Raw genomic sequence first — 14,493 nt, forward strand, 5'->3', positions numbered from 1 at the left:
GCCGCGATCGGCGCCGGCGCGCGACGCGGCGCCGACCCGCGGCGCGCTCAGTACCAGTTGACGGCCTGGGAGTGCTCCCAGGCGCTGCACGGGGTTCCGTAGACCGACGAGATGTAGCCGAGCCCCCAGGCGATCTGCGTCGCGGCGTTGTCGGCCCAGTCGGCACCGGCCGAGGACATCTTGCTGCCGGGAAGCGCCTGCGGGATGCCCGTCGCCCCCGAGGAGTTGTAGGCCCGGTAGTTCCAGCCCGACTCCTTGTTCCACAGCGAGTTCAGACACTGGAACTGGTCCTCGCCCCATCCGTACCGACTCGCCGCCATCTCCCGGGCGGTGGCGCGGGCGCCATCGGGGGTGTTCGCCGCCGCGAGGGCGGCTGCGGCCACTGCCGCCTGCTCGGCGGCGAGCTTCGCAGCATCCTCTGCCGCCTTCTTCTCGGCGGCGGCCGTGAGCTGCGCCTGCAGCCGCTGGGTGTCCGCGACGAGGGCTGCCGTCTTCTCGGCCGTCGTGCCCTCGAGCACGGCGAGGAGGATGACCGCGCGCTCGTCGCCGTACTCCAGCGCATTGACGTCGCGCTGCAGGTCTCCGGTGTCGAGCGACATCGCCGCGTCGCCCAGGTCCAGACCGGAGAGCACCGCCCGCGCGCTGAGATCGATGGCCGCGTCGATGGCCGCGTGCGCCGCGTCGAGCACGGGCGAGGTCTGCACGGCCGCCTTCGCCGGGGTCTCCTCCACGGCGTCTTCGCCGCCCGCAGCCGGCGCCGCGACGAAACCGACGGAGAGGGTGATGCCGATGAGGGCGGCGGCGATCAGAAGGACAGGCCGCCGTGCGGCCACGGGGGCGTGGGCGGATGCCGCGGCGGAGGCGCGCCGGAGCGCACGGGTGTTCTCGAGCATGGTGGAGGGGCTTCGACTTTCGGGTCGTCGTTCGGGTCTTCGTGCGCGTCTCGGAGACGATCCGTCGGGAGCTCCGCTGAAGGGAGCGGCCCCGGCACGAGTCATCGAGTCTGGGTGACGCTCCTGAACGAAAAATCCGCATCGCCTGGACGAACCATGAGAAAAAGGGCCCTTCACCGCCGTTTAGGCGGTGAAGGGCCCTTTTCGCAGAGGTCGCGCTGGGCGATCTCTCAGGCGGTTGTCACGCGTTCGCGTCCTGGCGCTTGAGGCGCGAGGCCTCGCGACCGCGGACGGTCTGATCGAGGATCACCTTGCGTATGCGCACCTTCTCGGGGGTCACCTCGACGCACTCGTCGTCACGGGCGAACTCCAGGCTCTCCTCGAGGGTGAGCAGACGCGGCGGCGTCATCGACTCGAAGTTGTCGGCCGTGGAGGAGCGCATGTTGGTGAGCTTCTTCTCCTTGGTGATGTTCACGTCCATGTCGTCGGCGCGGGAGTTCTCGCCGATGACCATGCCCTCGTAGACCTCCTCTGTGGGCTGCACGAAGAACGACATGCGCTCCTGCAGGGCGATCATCGCGAAGGGGGTGACGACACCGGCGCGGTCGGCGACGATCGAACCGTTCTGACGCGTCGTGATCTGTCCAGCCCACGGCTCGTACCCGTGCGAGATCGCGTTCGCGATGCCAGTGCCGCGGGTCGTGGTGAGGAACTCGCTGCGGAAGCCGATGAGGCCGCGCGAAGGCACGATGAACTCCATGCGCACCCAGCCGGTGCCGTGGTTCGTCATGTTCTCCATGCGACCCTTGCGGTTCGCCAGCAGCTGGGTGATCGCGCCGAGGTGCTCCTCCGGCGTGTCGATCGTGAGGTGCTCGAAGGGCTCGTAGGTCTTGCCGTCGATCTTCTTCGTGACCACCTGGGGCTTGCCGACGGTGAGTTCGAAGCCCTCGCGGCGCATGTTCTCGACGAGGATCGCGAGCGCGAGCTCGCCGCGCCCCTGCACCTCCCACGCGTCGGGGCGGCCGATGTCGACGACCTTGATCGACACGTTGCCGATGAGCTCGCGGTCGAGGCGGTCCTTCACCATACGGGCGGTGAGCTTGTGCCCCTTGACCTTGCCCATCAGCGGCGAGGTGTTCGTGCCGATCGTCATCGAGATGGCGGGGTCGTCGACCGTGATCGCCGGCAGCGGACGGACGTCCTCGGGGTCGGCGATGGTCTCGCCGATCGTGATGTTCTCGAACCCGGCGATGGCGACGATGTCGCCGGGGCCGGCCTCCTCGGCCGGGTAGCGCTCGAGGGCGCGGGTCTTCAGCAGCTCGGTGACACGGGCGTTGCTGGTGGTGCCGTCGGAGCGCACCCAGGCGACGGTCTGACCCTTCTTCAGAGTGCCGTTGAACACGCGCAGCAGGGCGAGGCGGCCGAGGAACGGGCTGGAGTCGAGGTTCGTCACCCACGCCTGCAGCGGCGCCTCGTCGTCGTACGAGGGCGCAGGGACGTGCTCGAGGATCGCCTGGAACAGCGGCTCGAGGTCGTCATTGTCCGGCAGCGATCCATCGGCCGGACGGTTGCGCGATGCAGCACCAGCGCGCCCGGAGGCGTAGACCACCGGCACGTCGAGGAGCGCGTCGACGTCGAGGTCGGGCACGTCGTCGACGAGGTCGGATGCCAGACCAAGCAGCAGGTCGTGCGCCTCCTCCTCGACCTCGGCGATGCGGGCGTCAGGGCGGTCGGTCTTGTTGACCAGCAGGATGACGGGGAGCTTGGCCTCGAGCGCCTTGCGCAGCACGAAGCGGGTCTGCGGCAGCGGACCCTCCGAGGCATCGACGAGCAGCACGACGCCGTCGACCATGGACAGGCCGCGCTCGACCTCGCCGCCGAAGTCGGCGTGACCGGGGGTGTCGATCACGTTGATCGTGATCTCCTTGCCGCCGGCGTGCTCGCCCTTGTAGGTGATCGCCGTGTTCTTGGCGAGGATCGTGATGCCCTTCTCGCGCTCGAGGTCGTTCGAGTCCATGGCGCGCTCTTCGACGTGCGCGTGCTCGCCGAACGAGCCGGTCTGGCGGAGCATCGCGTCGACGAGGGTGGTCTTGCCGTGGTCGACGTGGGCGACGATTGCGACGTTGCGGAGGTCAGAGCGGAGGGCGTGCGCCATGCAGGAATCCTAAGAAGGTGGGTGGGAAACGCCGGGAAGCCGACGTTCCAGGATACCGTATGCACGACCCCGGTTCCTGAGCGAGGAGCCCTTCGTCTCGCTGCGCTCGCTCAGGAACCACGAAGCGACGAGACGAAGTGCGCTCAGCAACCGGACCCGGCAGCCGTCGTACGATCGGGACGTGATCATGACCCCGGTGCCTGAGCGAGGAGCGCAGCGACGAGACGGAGGGCGCGCCCGCCTCTGGTGGGAGATCGCCATCGTCCTCGCGCTCGGGCTCGGGCAGGCCGGCGTCTATGCCGTCGTCCGGCTCGCCTACCTCGTCACCGACACCACTCCCCTGGCCGAGACCACCACGACGCTGAACCCCTCGCGCAGCGACCGGGAGGTGTTCGACCTGATCTACCAGCTGCTCTCGATCGGGTTCTCGATCGTCCCCGCCCTACTGGTGTGCTTCCTGCTCTGGCAGAACGCGCGCCCGCACCTCGGACGCCTCGGCCTCGACGGCACACGGATCGGGAGGGACGCCGGCCGCGGCATCCTGCTCGTCCTGGCCATCGGCATCCCCGGCCTCGCCCTCTATCTCGGCGGTCGGGCGCTCGGGCTCTTCGTCGGCGTCGATCCGGCCGGTCTCGACGCGCACTGGTGGACCGTTCCCGTGCTGCTCCTCGCAGCGGCGCGCGCGGCGGTGCAGGAGGAGTTCGTGCTCCTCGGCTACCTGTTCACGCGGTTACGGCAGCTCGGCTGGGGGCCGTGGCCGATCATCATCGCGACCTCGGCGCTGCGCGCGAGCTACCACGTCTACCAGGGGCCGGGAGCGTTCATCGGGAATTTCGCGATGGGGATGCTGTTCGGATGGCTGTTCCAGCGCTCCGGGCGCCTGCTGCCGTTCCTCGTCGCGCACTTCCTCATCGACGCGGCAGCCTTCGTCGGCTACGACTGGGCGGCGGCGACATGGCCGGCGCTGTTCGGGCTGCCTGGCTGACTCTCAGGAGTTCGCGATCGCGATCGCTGCCACCGCCCACACGGCGATGACACCGAGCGCGATCAGCGCCGGCACGTCCCACGAGCGCCTGATGGCGGCATCCGCCGCGGCAGGGGCCGCCTGCCAGCGGTCCCTGATCTCGGTGAGCTCCCGGATGCCCGCCGGGGCCTTAGCCTCTTCGTCTTCGCGCGAGCGGCGCACTGGCCGTGACCTGGCCGGTCCTCCGAAGCAGGTGAGGTCCTTGCCGTCGGCGAGCGTGAACACCAGCTGCCAGCGCAGATCGATATCACGCACCTGCGCCCAGCCGAACGTCGTGCGCCGCAGCAGGTTCTGCACGACGGCGCCCTGCGCGTCGATGCGCACGCACGAGGCCCACGTGAACTCGTAGAGGACCCACAGCGCCAGGAGCACCCACGGCGCGAGCAGGAACGTCTGACCCCAGCCGCCGCGGACGACCGCGTCTCCCAGCAGGAACAGCGCCACGAGCGCGCACAGGACGAACGAAGCGAGGCCGGTGGCCGCGCGGAACGTCCGCGCGGCCACCGGCCGTATCGCATCGCTCACGCGCCGTGCCCACCCAGGGCGATCGACACGCCGGGAATCGCCTGCAGCAGGCGCTCCGTGTACTCCTGCTGCGGGTTGGCGAAGATCTCATCGACCGTGCCCTGCTCGACGACGCGGCCCTTCTCCATGACGCAGACGAGGTCGCTCGACACGCGGACGACGGCGAGGTCGTGCGTGATGAACAAGTAAGTGAGATCGAGCTCCGACTGAAGTTCGGCGAGCAACTGCAGCACCTGGTCCTGCACGAGCACGTCGAGGGCCGAGACGGCCTCATCGAGCACGATGATGTCGGGCTTGAGCGCCAGAGCGCGTGCGATCGCGACACGCTGACGCTGACCACCGGACAGCTCGTTCGGATACCTGGTCGCCAGCACGCGGGGCAGCGCCACCTGGTCGAGCAGCTCCTCGACGCGCTGACGTTGCGAGGCCCTGTCTCCGACGCCGTGGATCTGCAGCGGCTCTGCAATCGTGTTGCCGATGTTGCGCAACGGATCGAGCGAACCATACGGGTCCTGGAACACGGGTTGCATACGGCGGCGCAGACCAAAGGCCTGAGCGCTCGACAGTCGCGACACGTCTTTGCCGTCGATCTCGATCGTGCCGCTTGTCGGCTCCTCGAGCTTGAGCACCATCTTCGCCACGGTCGACTTCCCTGAACCGGACTCGCCGACGAGAGCCAGCGTCTTGCCCTTGGGGATTTCGAACGAGACATCGTCGACCGCACGGAAGTCCTCGCTGCGGAAGCCTCCCTGCCGGATCTTGTAATCCTTGGTCAGCCCTGCCACGCGCACGGTCGGCGGGATGTCGGCGAGATCATCGAGCGTCTCGATTCCTCGATCCTCCACAACCGCCTGAATGCGCTGCGACGCGATGCTCGGCGCAGCGGCGACCAGGCGCTTCGTGTACGGGTGTTGCGGGTTCTCGAGGATCTCGCGGCTGGGACCGGCCTCGACGATGTTGCCGCCGTTCATCACGATGATCTTGTCTGCACGCTCGGCAGCGAGCCCCAGGTCGTGGGTGATCAGCAGCACCGATGTGCCCTTGTCGCGGGTGAGCGAGGCCATGTGATCGAGGATCACGCGCTGCACCGTGACGTCGAGGGCAGAGGTCGGCTCGTCTGCGATGAGGAGCTTCGGGTCGGCTGCGAGACCGATGCCGATGAGCGCGCGCTGGCGCATACCGCCGGAGAACTGGTGCGGGAACTGGTGCAGACGCCGCTCGGCGTCGGCCAGGCCCGCCTGCTGCAGCACTTCGATAGCGCGTTCCTTGACCGCCTTGCGCCCCTGGGCAACGCCGTTCGCGCGGATCGCCTCCTTCACCTGGAAGCCGATGCTCCATACCGGGTTCAGGTTCGACATCGGGTCCTGCGGCACGAAGCCGATGTCGCGGCCGCGTACCCCTTCCATCGCGGCGCGGTCGAGGGTCGTCAACTCACGCCCCTCGAGGGTGATCGACCCGGCCGTGATATGCCCGGTGCCTGGCAGGAGGTTCAGGATCGCGGTCGCGGAAGTCGACTTCCCGGAGCCGGATTCCCCGACGATCGCCACGGTCTCACCGGGCATCACGTCGAAGCTAACGCCGTGCAGGACCTCCTTGACGCCGTCCTGCGTACGGAACGCGACGGCGAGGTCGCGCACGCTGAGCAGCGGGGTTTTCCCGCTGGTGTTCTCGAGACCGCTCATCGCCGAGCCCTCGCCTTCGGGTCGATGGCGTCTCGGATGAGCTCGCCCAAGGTGACGAACGCGAGCACCGCGAGAGTGAGCGCGATCGACGGATAGATGAGCGCCATCGGCGCGACGCGGAGCGAGTTCTGCGCCTGGCTGATGTCAAGGCCCCACGACATCACGTCACTGCCCAGACCCACGCCGAGGAACGACAGCGTCGCCTCGGCGACGATCGATCCGGCAAGGCTGAGCGTCGTGACGACGAGGAGCGGGGCGATCGCATTCGGGATCACGTGACGCAGCAGCGTCTTGAACCGGGAGAGGCCGAGCGACTCCGACGCCATCACGAAGTCCGCCTGCCTGACCCGCAGGATCTCGGCTCGGACGACACGAGCAGTGGACGCCCAGGCGAAACCACCGATCGCGACCGCGAGCACCGGAATCGAGCGGATGTCACGGAATACCGTCATCACGACGACAGCCGCGAGGATGTACGGGACGGCGAAGAAGATGTCGCCGATCCGAGAGAGGACCGAGTCGATCCAGCCACCGTAGTAGCCGGCCAGCGCACCCATGAACAACCCGAGAACAGACGAAACAAACGTGGCGAGCAGGCCAACGGAGAGCGACGTCTGCGAGCCCCAGACGATGCGCGCATAGATGTCACAGCCCTGGAACGTGAACCCGAGCGGGTGCCCGGCCGTCGGCTCCCCGTTGCTGTTGGCGAGCTGACAGTCCAGGTTGGGTGGCGTCTGCGTGAACAGCGTCGGGAACAGCGCCATCGCCACGAACAGCGTGGCCAGCGCGACAGAGAACCAGAACAGCGGACGGCGGCGCAGGTCGCTCCATGCGTCGCGCCAGAGGTTCGTCGGCTTCTCCCCGACCTTCACGGCATCGACGGCGATGCTCTCGGTTTCGACCGGTGCGACGTAGTGCGTAGGGGTCGTGAACTCAGACATAGCGGATCCTCGGGTCAAGCAGGCCGTACAACAGGTCGACGAGCAGGTTGACGAGCACATACAGGATGACGAAGACGGTCACGAAAGAGACGACGGTCGGGCCCTCCCCGCGTTTGATGGCCTCGAACAGCACCTTGCCGACACCGGGCACGTTGAAGATGCCCTCTGTGACCGTCGCGCCGACGAGCAGTACGCCGAAGTTGGTCGCCGAGTTCGTGATCACCGGGATCAGCGAGTTGCGCAGCACGTGCACCGGGATGACCCGGCCGCGCGAGAGCCCCTTGCTGTAGGCGGTGCGCACCCAGTCCTGGTTCAGCGTGTCGATCATCGAACTGCGCATCAGACGCATGCTCACGGCGAAGAGGCTCACGCCGAGCACGATGGCGGGCAGCCAGAGCCCGTCCCAGCCGTTGTCCGCACCGACGGTCGGTTTGAACCAGCCCCACTGGATGGCGAGGAAGAACTGGGCGAGGAAGGCGAGGACGAAGATGGGCACGGCAATCGCGATCAGTGCCACGATGAGCGCGACGTGGTCGAAGAGCTTGCCCTTGCGCAGCGCCGAGATGGTGCCGATGATGATCGCGAGCGTGAACTCGATGGCGATCGCCATCACGGCCAGGCGTCCGGTGACCGGCAGCGTCGCGCCGAGCACCTCGGCAACAGGGCGACCGGAGAACGAGGTACCGAGATCGCCGCGGAACACGCCGGTGATGTAGTACCAGTACTGCACGATGAACGGCTCGTCGAGGTGGTACTGCGCCCGCAACTGGGCGAGGACCGCCGGGTTGGGCGTCTTGTCTCCGAACAGGGCGAGGATCGGGTCGCCGGGCATGGAGAAGACGAGGAAGTAGATGAGCAGGGTGGCCCCGAAGAACACCGGGATCACCTGCAGAAGACGTCGGAGGATGTAACTGAGCATCCGCTGTCCCTTCGGTGGAACGCGAGTAATACGGCACAGCATACGAGGCGGTGACGAATCCGTCACCGCCTCGCGTGCTGTCGGTGGCCGTTGTTACTCGGCTGCCTTGGTGATCTCGTAGAAGATCGGCACGGAGTTCCAGCCGAACTTCACGTTGTCGACGTTCTCGCTGAATCCACCGGTGACGTTGGAGTACCACAGCGGGATCGCGGGAAGGTCCTGGAACAGGATCTCCTGCGCCTTCGTGAAGTCCTCGAGCTGGCCGGCCGGGTCAGCGTTGCTGATGCCGGCGGCGATGGTCTCGTCGAACTCGGGGTTCGAGTAGTCGCCGTCGTTCGAGCCTGCGCCGGTCGCGTAGAGCGGGCCGAGGAAGTTGTACAGACCCGGGTAGTCCGCCTGCCAGCCGGAGCGCGCAGCCGTCGTGATGGTGCGGTCGTTGACCTTGGAGCGCAGATCCTGGAAGGTCGGGTACGGGTCGCCTGATGCGTCGATGCCGAGCGTGTTCTTGATCTGGTTCGACACCGCGTCGACCCAGGCGTCGTGACCGCCGTCGGCGTTGTACGCGATCTTGAAGGTGCCCTCCCACGGCGCGATGGCGTCGGCCTCGGCCCACAGCTTCTTCGCCTCTTCGGGGTTGTACTCGAGCACCTCGGAGCCGGGCACCGAGTCGGACCAGCCGTCGATCACCGGGGAGGTGAAGTCGGATGCCGGGGTGCGGGTGTCGGAGAAGATCGTCTTGGTGATCTCCTCGCGGTTGATCGCCATCGAGATCGCCTGACGACGCAGCTGTCCCTCTTCGCCGCTGAAGTGCGGGAGGAACTGGCCGATGGTGAACGACTGGAACACGGCGGCGGCCTGGTTCACAGCACGGTCGCCGAGCTCATCCTGGAAGACGGGGAGCGAGTTCGAGGGGATCGCGTCGATGACGTCGACCTCGTTGGAGAGCAGGTCGGCGTATGCCGCTTCCTGCGTGGCGTAGGAGACGATCGTGAGGCCGCCGTTGGCGGGCTGGCGGCCGCCCTCGTAGTCGTCGTTGCGCACGAGGTCGATCTGCACATCGTGCTGCCACGCGTCATCGCCGTCGAGCTTGTACGGGCCGTTGCCGATCGGGTTCTCCCCGAAGGCCTCCAGGTCTTCGAATGCGACGTCGGGCAGCGGGTAGAACGCCGAGTAGCCCAGGCGCAGCGCGAAGTCCGACGCCGGCTTGTTCAGCGCGATCGTGAAGGTGTAGTCGTCGACCTGCTCAAGGCCCGTGAGCTCCGAGTCCTCGTCGTAGCTGAAGCCCTCGATGTCCTCGAAGAAGTAGCTGGACAGGTGTGCGTTGGATGCCTTGGCGCCCTCGTTCCAGGCCTTGATGAAGTTGTCGGCGGTCACCTCTTCGCCGTTGGTGAAGGTCTGCCCCTTCTTCAGGGTGACCGTCAAGTGCTGCGGGTCGTCGGTGACGATGGATTCAGCCATGTCGTTGACCGGAGCGCCGTCGGCGTCGTAGTAGATGAGGCCAGCGAAGATGCTGTCGAGGATCTTGCCGCCGCCCACTTCGTTGGTGTTCGTCGGGATGAGCGGGTTCTCCGGCTCCGATCCGTTGGTCGTGATGATGGCATCGGCGTTGACGCCGCCGCTGGTGCTGCCATCTTCGGTGGTTTCTCCACCACCGGATGCGCAACCCGCGAGGGCGAGCACGCCGATCACGAACAGTGCGGTGCCCGCGAGGGCGATCTTGTTCCGCTTCACTTTTGTGTCCTCCTGTGGACGAATCTCAGTCTGCGCACGCATCATCGGGCGCGCAGGGATAATTGAGCGTAACCCGCGCTGAACCCCCAGAACGAATCAGGTGAATGAACCGTTACTGAGTTGCGATCAACGCGTCACATGCCAGAAACCCGGCGCCGGGGAAGCAGGCGCACGACGACGCGGCGCCCCCGGGGATCCGGGGCGCGCAGCGCCGTCGTGGGTGCTCAGATCGTCAGGCGAAGGCCTCCACCGGCGGGCAGGCGCAGACGAGGTTGCGGTCGCCGTAGGCCTGGTCGATGCGCCGAACCGGCGGCCAGTACTTGCCCGAGACGAGGGCGGGCACCGGGTACGCGGCCTCCTCGCGGGTGTAGGCGTGCTCCCACTCCCCCGAGATCAGCGACACGGCCGTGTGCGGCGCATTCACGAGCGGGTTGTCGTCGGCCGGCCAGCGACCCGCCGCCACGGCATCCGCTTCGGCCTTGATGAGGATCATCGCCTCGATGAAGCGATCGATCTCGCCGAGGTCCTCGGATTCGGTCGGTTCGACCATGAGGGTCCCGGCGACCGGGAACGACATCGTCGGCGCATGGAAGCCGAAGTCGATGAGGCGCTTGGCGACGTCGTCGACGCTGATGCCGGTGGCCTCCTTCAGCGGGCGCAGGTCGAGGATGCACTCGTGCGCGACGCGGCCGTTCTCCCCCGTGTACAGCACCGGGTAGTGCTCGGCGAGGCGCGCGGCGATGTAGTTCGCCGAGAGCACCGCGGCGGCGGTCGCATCGCGCAGGCCGTCCGCGCCCATCATCCGCACATACGCCCAGGAGATCGGCAGGATGCCCGCAGACCCGTAGGGCGCTGCCGACACCGGTCCGCCCTCGAAGACGAACCCTCCGGCGTGCTCGGCGCGCTGCGCGAGCGGATGAGAGGGCAGGAACGGCGCGAGGTGCGCCTTGGCCGCGACCGGGCCCACGCCGGGCCCGCCGCCGCCGTGCGGGATCGCGAAGGTCTTGTGCAGGTTGAGGTGCGACACGTCGCCGCCGAGGTCGCCGAAGCGCGCGTAGCCGAGAAGCGCGTTGAGGTTGGCGCCGTCGACGTACACCTGGCCGCCGGCCTCGTGCACCGCAGAGGTGATCTCGACCACGTCCTGCTCGTAGACGCCGTGCGTCGACGGGTAGGTGATCATCAGCGCCGCGAGCTCATCGGCGTGCTGGGCGATCTTGGCCCGCAGATCTCCGAGGTCAACGTTGCCGAGCTCGTCGCAGGCCACCACGACGACCTTCATGCCGGCGAGCACGGCGGATGCCGCGTTCGTGCCGTGCGCGGAGGAGGGGATCAGGCACACGGTGCGCTGCGTGTCGCCGTTCGCGTGGTGATAGCCGCGGATCGCGAGGAGACCAGCGAGCTCGCCCTGCGAGCCGGCGTTCGGCTGCAGCGATACGGCGTCGTAACCTGTCGCCTCGGCGAGCCAGCCCTCGAGCTGAGTGATGAGGTCGAGGTACCCCTGGACGTCGGATGCCGGTGCGAACGGATGGATGCCGGCGAACTCCGGCCAGGTGATGGCGGCCATCTCGGTGGCGGCATTGAGCTTCATCGTGCACGAGCCGAGCGGGATCATGCCGCGATCGAGCGCGTAGTCGCGGTCGGCGAGGCTCTTCAGGTACCGCATCATCGCCGTCTCGCTGCGGTACGAGTGGAAGACGGGGTGGGTGAGGTACTCGTCCTGGCGCAGCAGGGCTGCGGGCAGAGCACCCGTGGTGCCTGCGCCGAGGAAGCCGAAGACGCGCTCCTGCGCGCCGCCGAAGACCATCGCGACCTGGTGCAGCTCGCTGACGCTCGTGGTCTCGTCGACGGAGATGCCGATGGTGTCGGCATCTGCGACGTGCAGCAGGATGCCGTAGCCATCGCGCGCCTGGGCGGCGTACTCCGCCGCACGCCCCGGAACGCGCACCTGCAGCGTGTCGAAGAACTCGCCGTGCACGATCTCCGCCCCGGCATCGACCAGCCAGTCGCGCAGCAGCGCGGCCTTCGCGGCGACCTCCGCGGCGATCGCCCGCAGCCCGTCAGGCCCGTGGTACACCGCGTACATCGAGGCCATCACGGCCAGCAGCACCTGGGCGGTGCAGATGTTCGATGTCGCCTTCTCGCGACGGATGTGCTGCTCGCGGGTCTGCAGCGAGAGCCGGTAGGCGGGCTTGCCGTCGGCATCCACCGAGACGCCGACGAGGCGCCCTGGCAACTGACGCTCGAGGCCAGCGCGCACGGCCATGTAACCCGCGTGGGGCCCTCCGAAGCCCATCGGCACGCCGAAACGCTGGGTGGTGCCCACCGCGATGTCGGCGCCGAGCGATGCGGGCGAGGCGATGAGGGTGAGGGCGAGCAGGTCGGCCGCGACGACGGCGAGGCCCCCAGCGAGGTGCGCGGCGTCGATCACGGCCGCGGGATCCCAGACCCGGCCGGAAGCCCCCGGGTACTGCACGAGCACGCCGAACAGGTCGGCCGGCAGCGCGTCGCCCGCGGCGAAGTCGACGGTCACGAGCTCGATGCCGACAGCATCCGCTCGTGCCGCCAGCAGCGCCTTCGTCTGCGGGAGGGCGTCGGCATCGACCGCGAACACGTTCGAGGTCTTCTTGGATGCGCGGCGCGCGAGCAGCATGCCCTCGACGACGGCGGTCGACTCGTCGAGCATCGACGCGTTCGCCGTGACGAGCCCGGTGAGCTCGGCGACCATCGTCTGGAAGTTGATGAGCGCCTCCAGGCGCCCCTGGGAGATCTCCGGCTGGTACGGCGTGTACGCCGTGTACCAGGAGGGGTTCTCGAGGACGTTCCGCTGGATCACGCTCGGGGTGACCGTGCCGTAGTAGCCGAGGCCGATCATCGAGCGGTTCACGGTGTTGCGCGAGGCGAGCGCCCGCAACTCGGCAAGAGCCTCGGTCTCGCTCGCGGCGCGCGGGATGACGCTGTCCGCTCGCGCCTCCGTGAAGATCGCGGACGGCACCGCCTGGCGCATCAGCGCCTCGACGGACTGCTCCGAATCGGTTGCTGAGCCCTCCGAGAACCCGAGGGCATCGAGCATCCGCCGCTGAGCGGGTTCCGGGGTTCCGATGTGACGATCGGCGAAAGAGACCACTGGTGGATCAGCCCTCCGTGTGCGCGACGTAGGCGTCGCGGTCGAGCAGGCCGTCGAGTGCGCCGTCGGCGACCTCGATCTTGATCAGCCAGGCGTCCTCGAACGGCGAGGAGTTCAGCAGGGACGGGTCGTCGACGACGGCCTCGTTGATCTCCGTGACCGTGCCCGCCACGGGCGCGTAGAGCTCGGAGACCGACTTGGTCGACTCCGCCTCGCCGAACACATCGCCACGGGCGAACGTGGTACCGACGGCGGGAAGCTCCACGAAGACGATGTCACCGAGGGCGTCGGCGGCGAAGTCGGTGATGCCGACGGTCGCCACGGCGCCGTCGAGGGCGACCCACTCGTGCTCTTCGCTGTACTTGAGGGTGGTCAGGTCGGTCATTTCGTCCTCCGGTAGAAAGGCAGAGCGGTCACGGTCGCGGGGATCTTCGTCCCCCGCACATCAAGGAATACTGCGGTTCCCGCTTCAGCGGAAGACGGATCGACGTAGGCCATCGCGATGGGATGGCCGAGAGTCGGGCTCAGGGCGCCGCTGGTGATCTCGCCGAGGACGGCGCCGTCCTCGGCGACCACGGCGTAGCCGGCGCGGCCGGCGCGCTTGCCCTCGGCTTCGAGGCCGACGAGAACCGGGGCATCGGCTGCGGCCTCGACGCCGTCCTTGCCGACGAAGCTCTCCTTGGCGGTGATGACGACGCGGCCGAGACCAGCCTGGGCCGGCTTCGTGTCGAGGTTCAGCTCGTGGCCGTAGAGCGGCATGCCCGCCTCGAGGCGCAGCGTGTCACGGGCCGCAAGGCCGGCCGGCACGAGCCCGTGGGCCTCCCCTGCCGCGAGGACCTCATCCCACAGCGACGCCGCGTGGCCCGCTGGGACGAGCAGCTCGAACCCGTCCTCGCCGGTGTATCCGGTGCGGGCGAGCAGCAGCGGCTCTCCGGCGTACACCGCGGACGCCCAGGCGTAGTACTTCTGCTCCGACCACGGGATGCTGACATCGGCGATGCCTGCGGTCTCCGCGAGGATCGCCTCGGCGTTCGGTCCCTGCACCGCGATCAGCGCGTAGTCGTCGGAGACGTCGACGACCTCGACATCGCGGCCGTCGGCACGGGCGAGGAGCGCCTCGCGCACAGCATCCCGGTTGCCGGCGTTGGAGATGATGAGGAAGTCGTCGTCCTGCAGGCGGTAGACGATGACGTCGTCGATGATGCCGCCGGTCTCGGCGAGCAGCAACGAGTACTTCGCCTTGCCGACGGCGAGGGCCGACAGCCGGCCGGCGAGCGCGTAGTCGAGGTAGTCCGCGGCGCCGGCGCCGCGGATCGTGAACTCGGCCATGTGCGAGATGTCGAAGATGCCAGCGGCCTCGCGCACCGCGTGATGCTCGGCGAGGTCGGAAGTGTAGCGGACGGGCATCTGCCAGCCGCCGAAGTCGGTGAAGGAGGCGCCGAGCGCCTCGTGGCGCTCACGCAGGGGGGTGTAGCGAGGGTCGGACATCGAGTTCTCCC

Annotated in this window: 11 protein-coding genes; 1 reads left to right on the forward strand and 10 read right to left on the reverse strand. The window is 68.0% G+C overall.

The annotated features are described in order from the left end of the window. Window positions 1-47 precede the first annotated feature (47 nt). Window positions 48-893 carry a phospholipase gene (locus QM568_RS04060; RefSeq protein WP_415136081.1) on the reverse strand — a complete coding sequence of 282 codons (846 nt, stop codon included), beginning with the start codon at window positions 891-893 and terminating at the stop codon, window positions 48-50. 241 nt (window positions 894-1,134) lie between these two features. Then, a complete protein-coding gene (gene typA, locus QM568_RS04065; RefSeq protein ID WP_415136083.1) occupies window positions 1,135-3,048 on the reverse strand; it encodes a translational GTPase TypA in 1,914 nt (637 codons plus the stop codon). Window positions 3,049-3,235: 187 nt separating this feature from the next. Here typA and QM568_RS04070 point away from each other — a divergent pair, with 187 nt between their 5' ends. Further along, the gene (locus tag QM568_RS04070; protein WP_415136280.1) at window positions 3,236-4,033 is read left to right on the forward strand and encodes a CPBP family intramembrane glutamic endopeptidase; all 798 of its coding nucleotides are present in this window, start codon (window positions 3,236-3,238) and stop codon (window positions 4,031-4,033) included. A gap of 3 nt (window positions 4,034-4,036) precedes the next feature. On the opposite strand, the gene QM568_RS04075 is transcribed toward QM568_RS04070, so the two are convergent. From QM568_RS04075 to gcvT, 8 genes are all read right to left on the reverse strand, one after another. Next, window positions 4,037-4,597: a PH domain-containing protein gene (locus QM568_RS04075; protein WP_415136085.1), complete on the reverse strand. Its 561-nt coding sequence runs from the start codon at window positions 4,595-4,597 to the stop codon at window positions 4,037-4,039. Next, window positions 4,594-6,279 carry a dipeptide ABC transporter ATP-binding protein gene (locus tag QM568_RS04080; RefSeq protein WP_415136087.1) on the reverse strand — a complete coding sequence of 562 codons (1,686 nt, stop codon included), beginning with the start codon at window positions 6,277-6,279 and terminating at the stop codon, window positions 4,594-4,596. Before QM568_RS04080 ends, QM568_RS04075 begins: the two co-directional genes overlap by 4 nt. Further along, the gene (locus QM568_RS04085) at window positions 6,276-7,220 is read right to left on the reverse strand and encodes an ABC transporter permease (protein ID WP_415136089.1); all 945 of its coding nucleotides are present in this window, start codon (window positions 7,218-7,220) and stop codon (window positions 6,276-6,278) included. The genes QM568_RS04080 and QM568_RS04085 overlap by 4 nt, the downstream gene beginning before the upstream one ends. Further along, on the reverse strand, window positions 7,213-8,139 hold the full coding sequence (locus tag QM568_RS04090; RefSeq protein ID WP_415136091.1) for an ABC transporter permease: 927 nt from the start codon (window positions 8,137-8,139) through the stop codon (window positions 7,213-7,215). The genes QM568_RS04085 and QM568_RS04090 overlap by 8 nt, the downstream gene beginning before the upstream one ends. Window positions 8,140-8,232: 93 nt before the next feature. Beyond that, window positions 8,233-9,870, reverse strand: coding sequence for a peptide ABC transporter substrate-binding protein (locus tag QM568_RS04095; protein ID WP_415136093.1), 1,638 nt, complete (start codon window positions 9,868-9,870; stop codon window positions 8,233-8,235). A gap of 232 nt (window positions 9,871-10,102) precedes the next feature. Continuing rightward, window positions 10,103-12,940 (reverse strand): aminomethyl-transferring glycine dehydrogenase, encoded by a 2,838-nt coding sequence (gene gcvP, locus QM568_RS04100; RefSeq protein ID WP_415136282.1) that lies wholly within the window; start codon window positions 12,938-12,940, stop codon window positions 10,103-10,105. Between the two features lie 61 nt (window positions 12,941-13,001). Continuing rightward, on the reverse strand, window positions 13,002-13,379 hold the full coding sequence (gcvH, locus tag QM568_RS04105) for a glycine cleavage system protein GcvH (RefSeq protein ID WP_415136095.1): 378 nt from the start codon (window positions 13,377-13,379) through the stop codon (window positions 13,002-13,004). Continuing rightward, window positions 13,376-14,482: a glycine cleavage system aminomethyltransferase GcvT gene (gene gcvT, locus QM568_RS04110; RefSeq protein ID WP_415136097.1), complete on the reverse strand. Its 1,107-nt coding sequence runs from the start codon at window positions 14,480-14,482 to the stop codon at window positions 13,376-13,378. The genes gcvH and gcvT overlap by 4 nt, the downstream gene beginning before the upstream one ends. Window positions 14,483-14,493: the final 11 nt, after the last annotated feature.

The sequence above is a fragment of the Microbacterium sp. genome, assembly GCF_047607465.1.
Taxonomy (GTDB): domain Bacteria; phylum Actinomycetota; class Actinomycetes; order Actinomycetales; family Microbacteriaceae; genus Microbacterium.

Coding starts and splice junctions, on each gene's coding strand:
- QM568_RS04060 (WP_415136081.1), bottom strand. CDS start 893: ATGCTCGAGAACACCCGTGCGCTCCGGCGCGCCTCCGCCGCGGCATCC.
- typA (WP_415136083.1), bottom strand. CDS start 3,048: ATGGCGCACGCCCTCCGCTCTGACCTCCGCAACGTCGCAATCGTCGCC.
- QM568_RS04070 (WP_415136280.1), top strand. CDS start 3,236: ATGACCCCGGTGCCTGAGCGAGGAGCGCAGCGACGAGACGGAGGGCGC.
- QM568_RS04080 (WP_415136087.1), bottom strand. CDS start 6,279: ATGAGCGGTCTCGAGAACACCAGCGGGAAAACCCCGCTGCTCAGCGTG.
- QM568_RS04085 (WP_415136089.1), bottom strand. CDS start 7,220: ATGTCTGAGTTCACGACCCCTACGCACTACGTCGCACCGGTCGAAACC.
- QM568_RS04090 (WP_415136091.1), bottom strand. CDS start 8,139: ATGCTCAGTTACATCCTCCGACGTCTTCTGCAGGTGATCCCGGTGTTC.
- gcvP (WP_415136282.1), bottom strand. CDS start 12,940: ATGCTCGATGCCCTCGGGTTCTCGGAGGGCTCAGCAACCGATTCGGAG.
- gcvH (WP_415136095.1), bottom strand. CDS start 13,379: ATGACCGACCTGACCACCCTCAAGTACAGCGAAGAGCACGAGTGGGTC.
- gcvT (WP_415136097.1), bottom strand. CDS start 14,482: ATGTCCGACCCTCGCTACACCCCCCTGCGTGAGCGCCACGAGGCGCTC.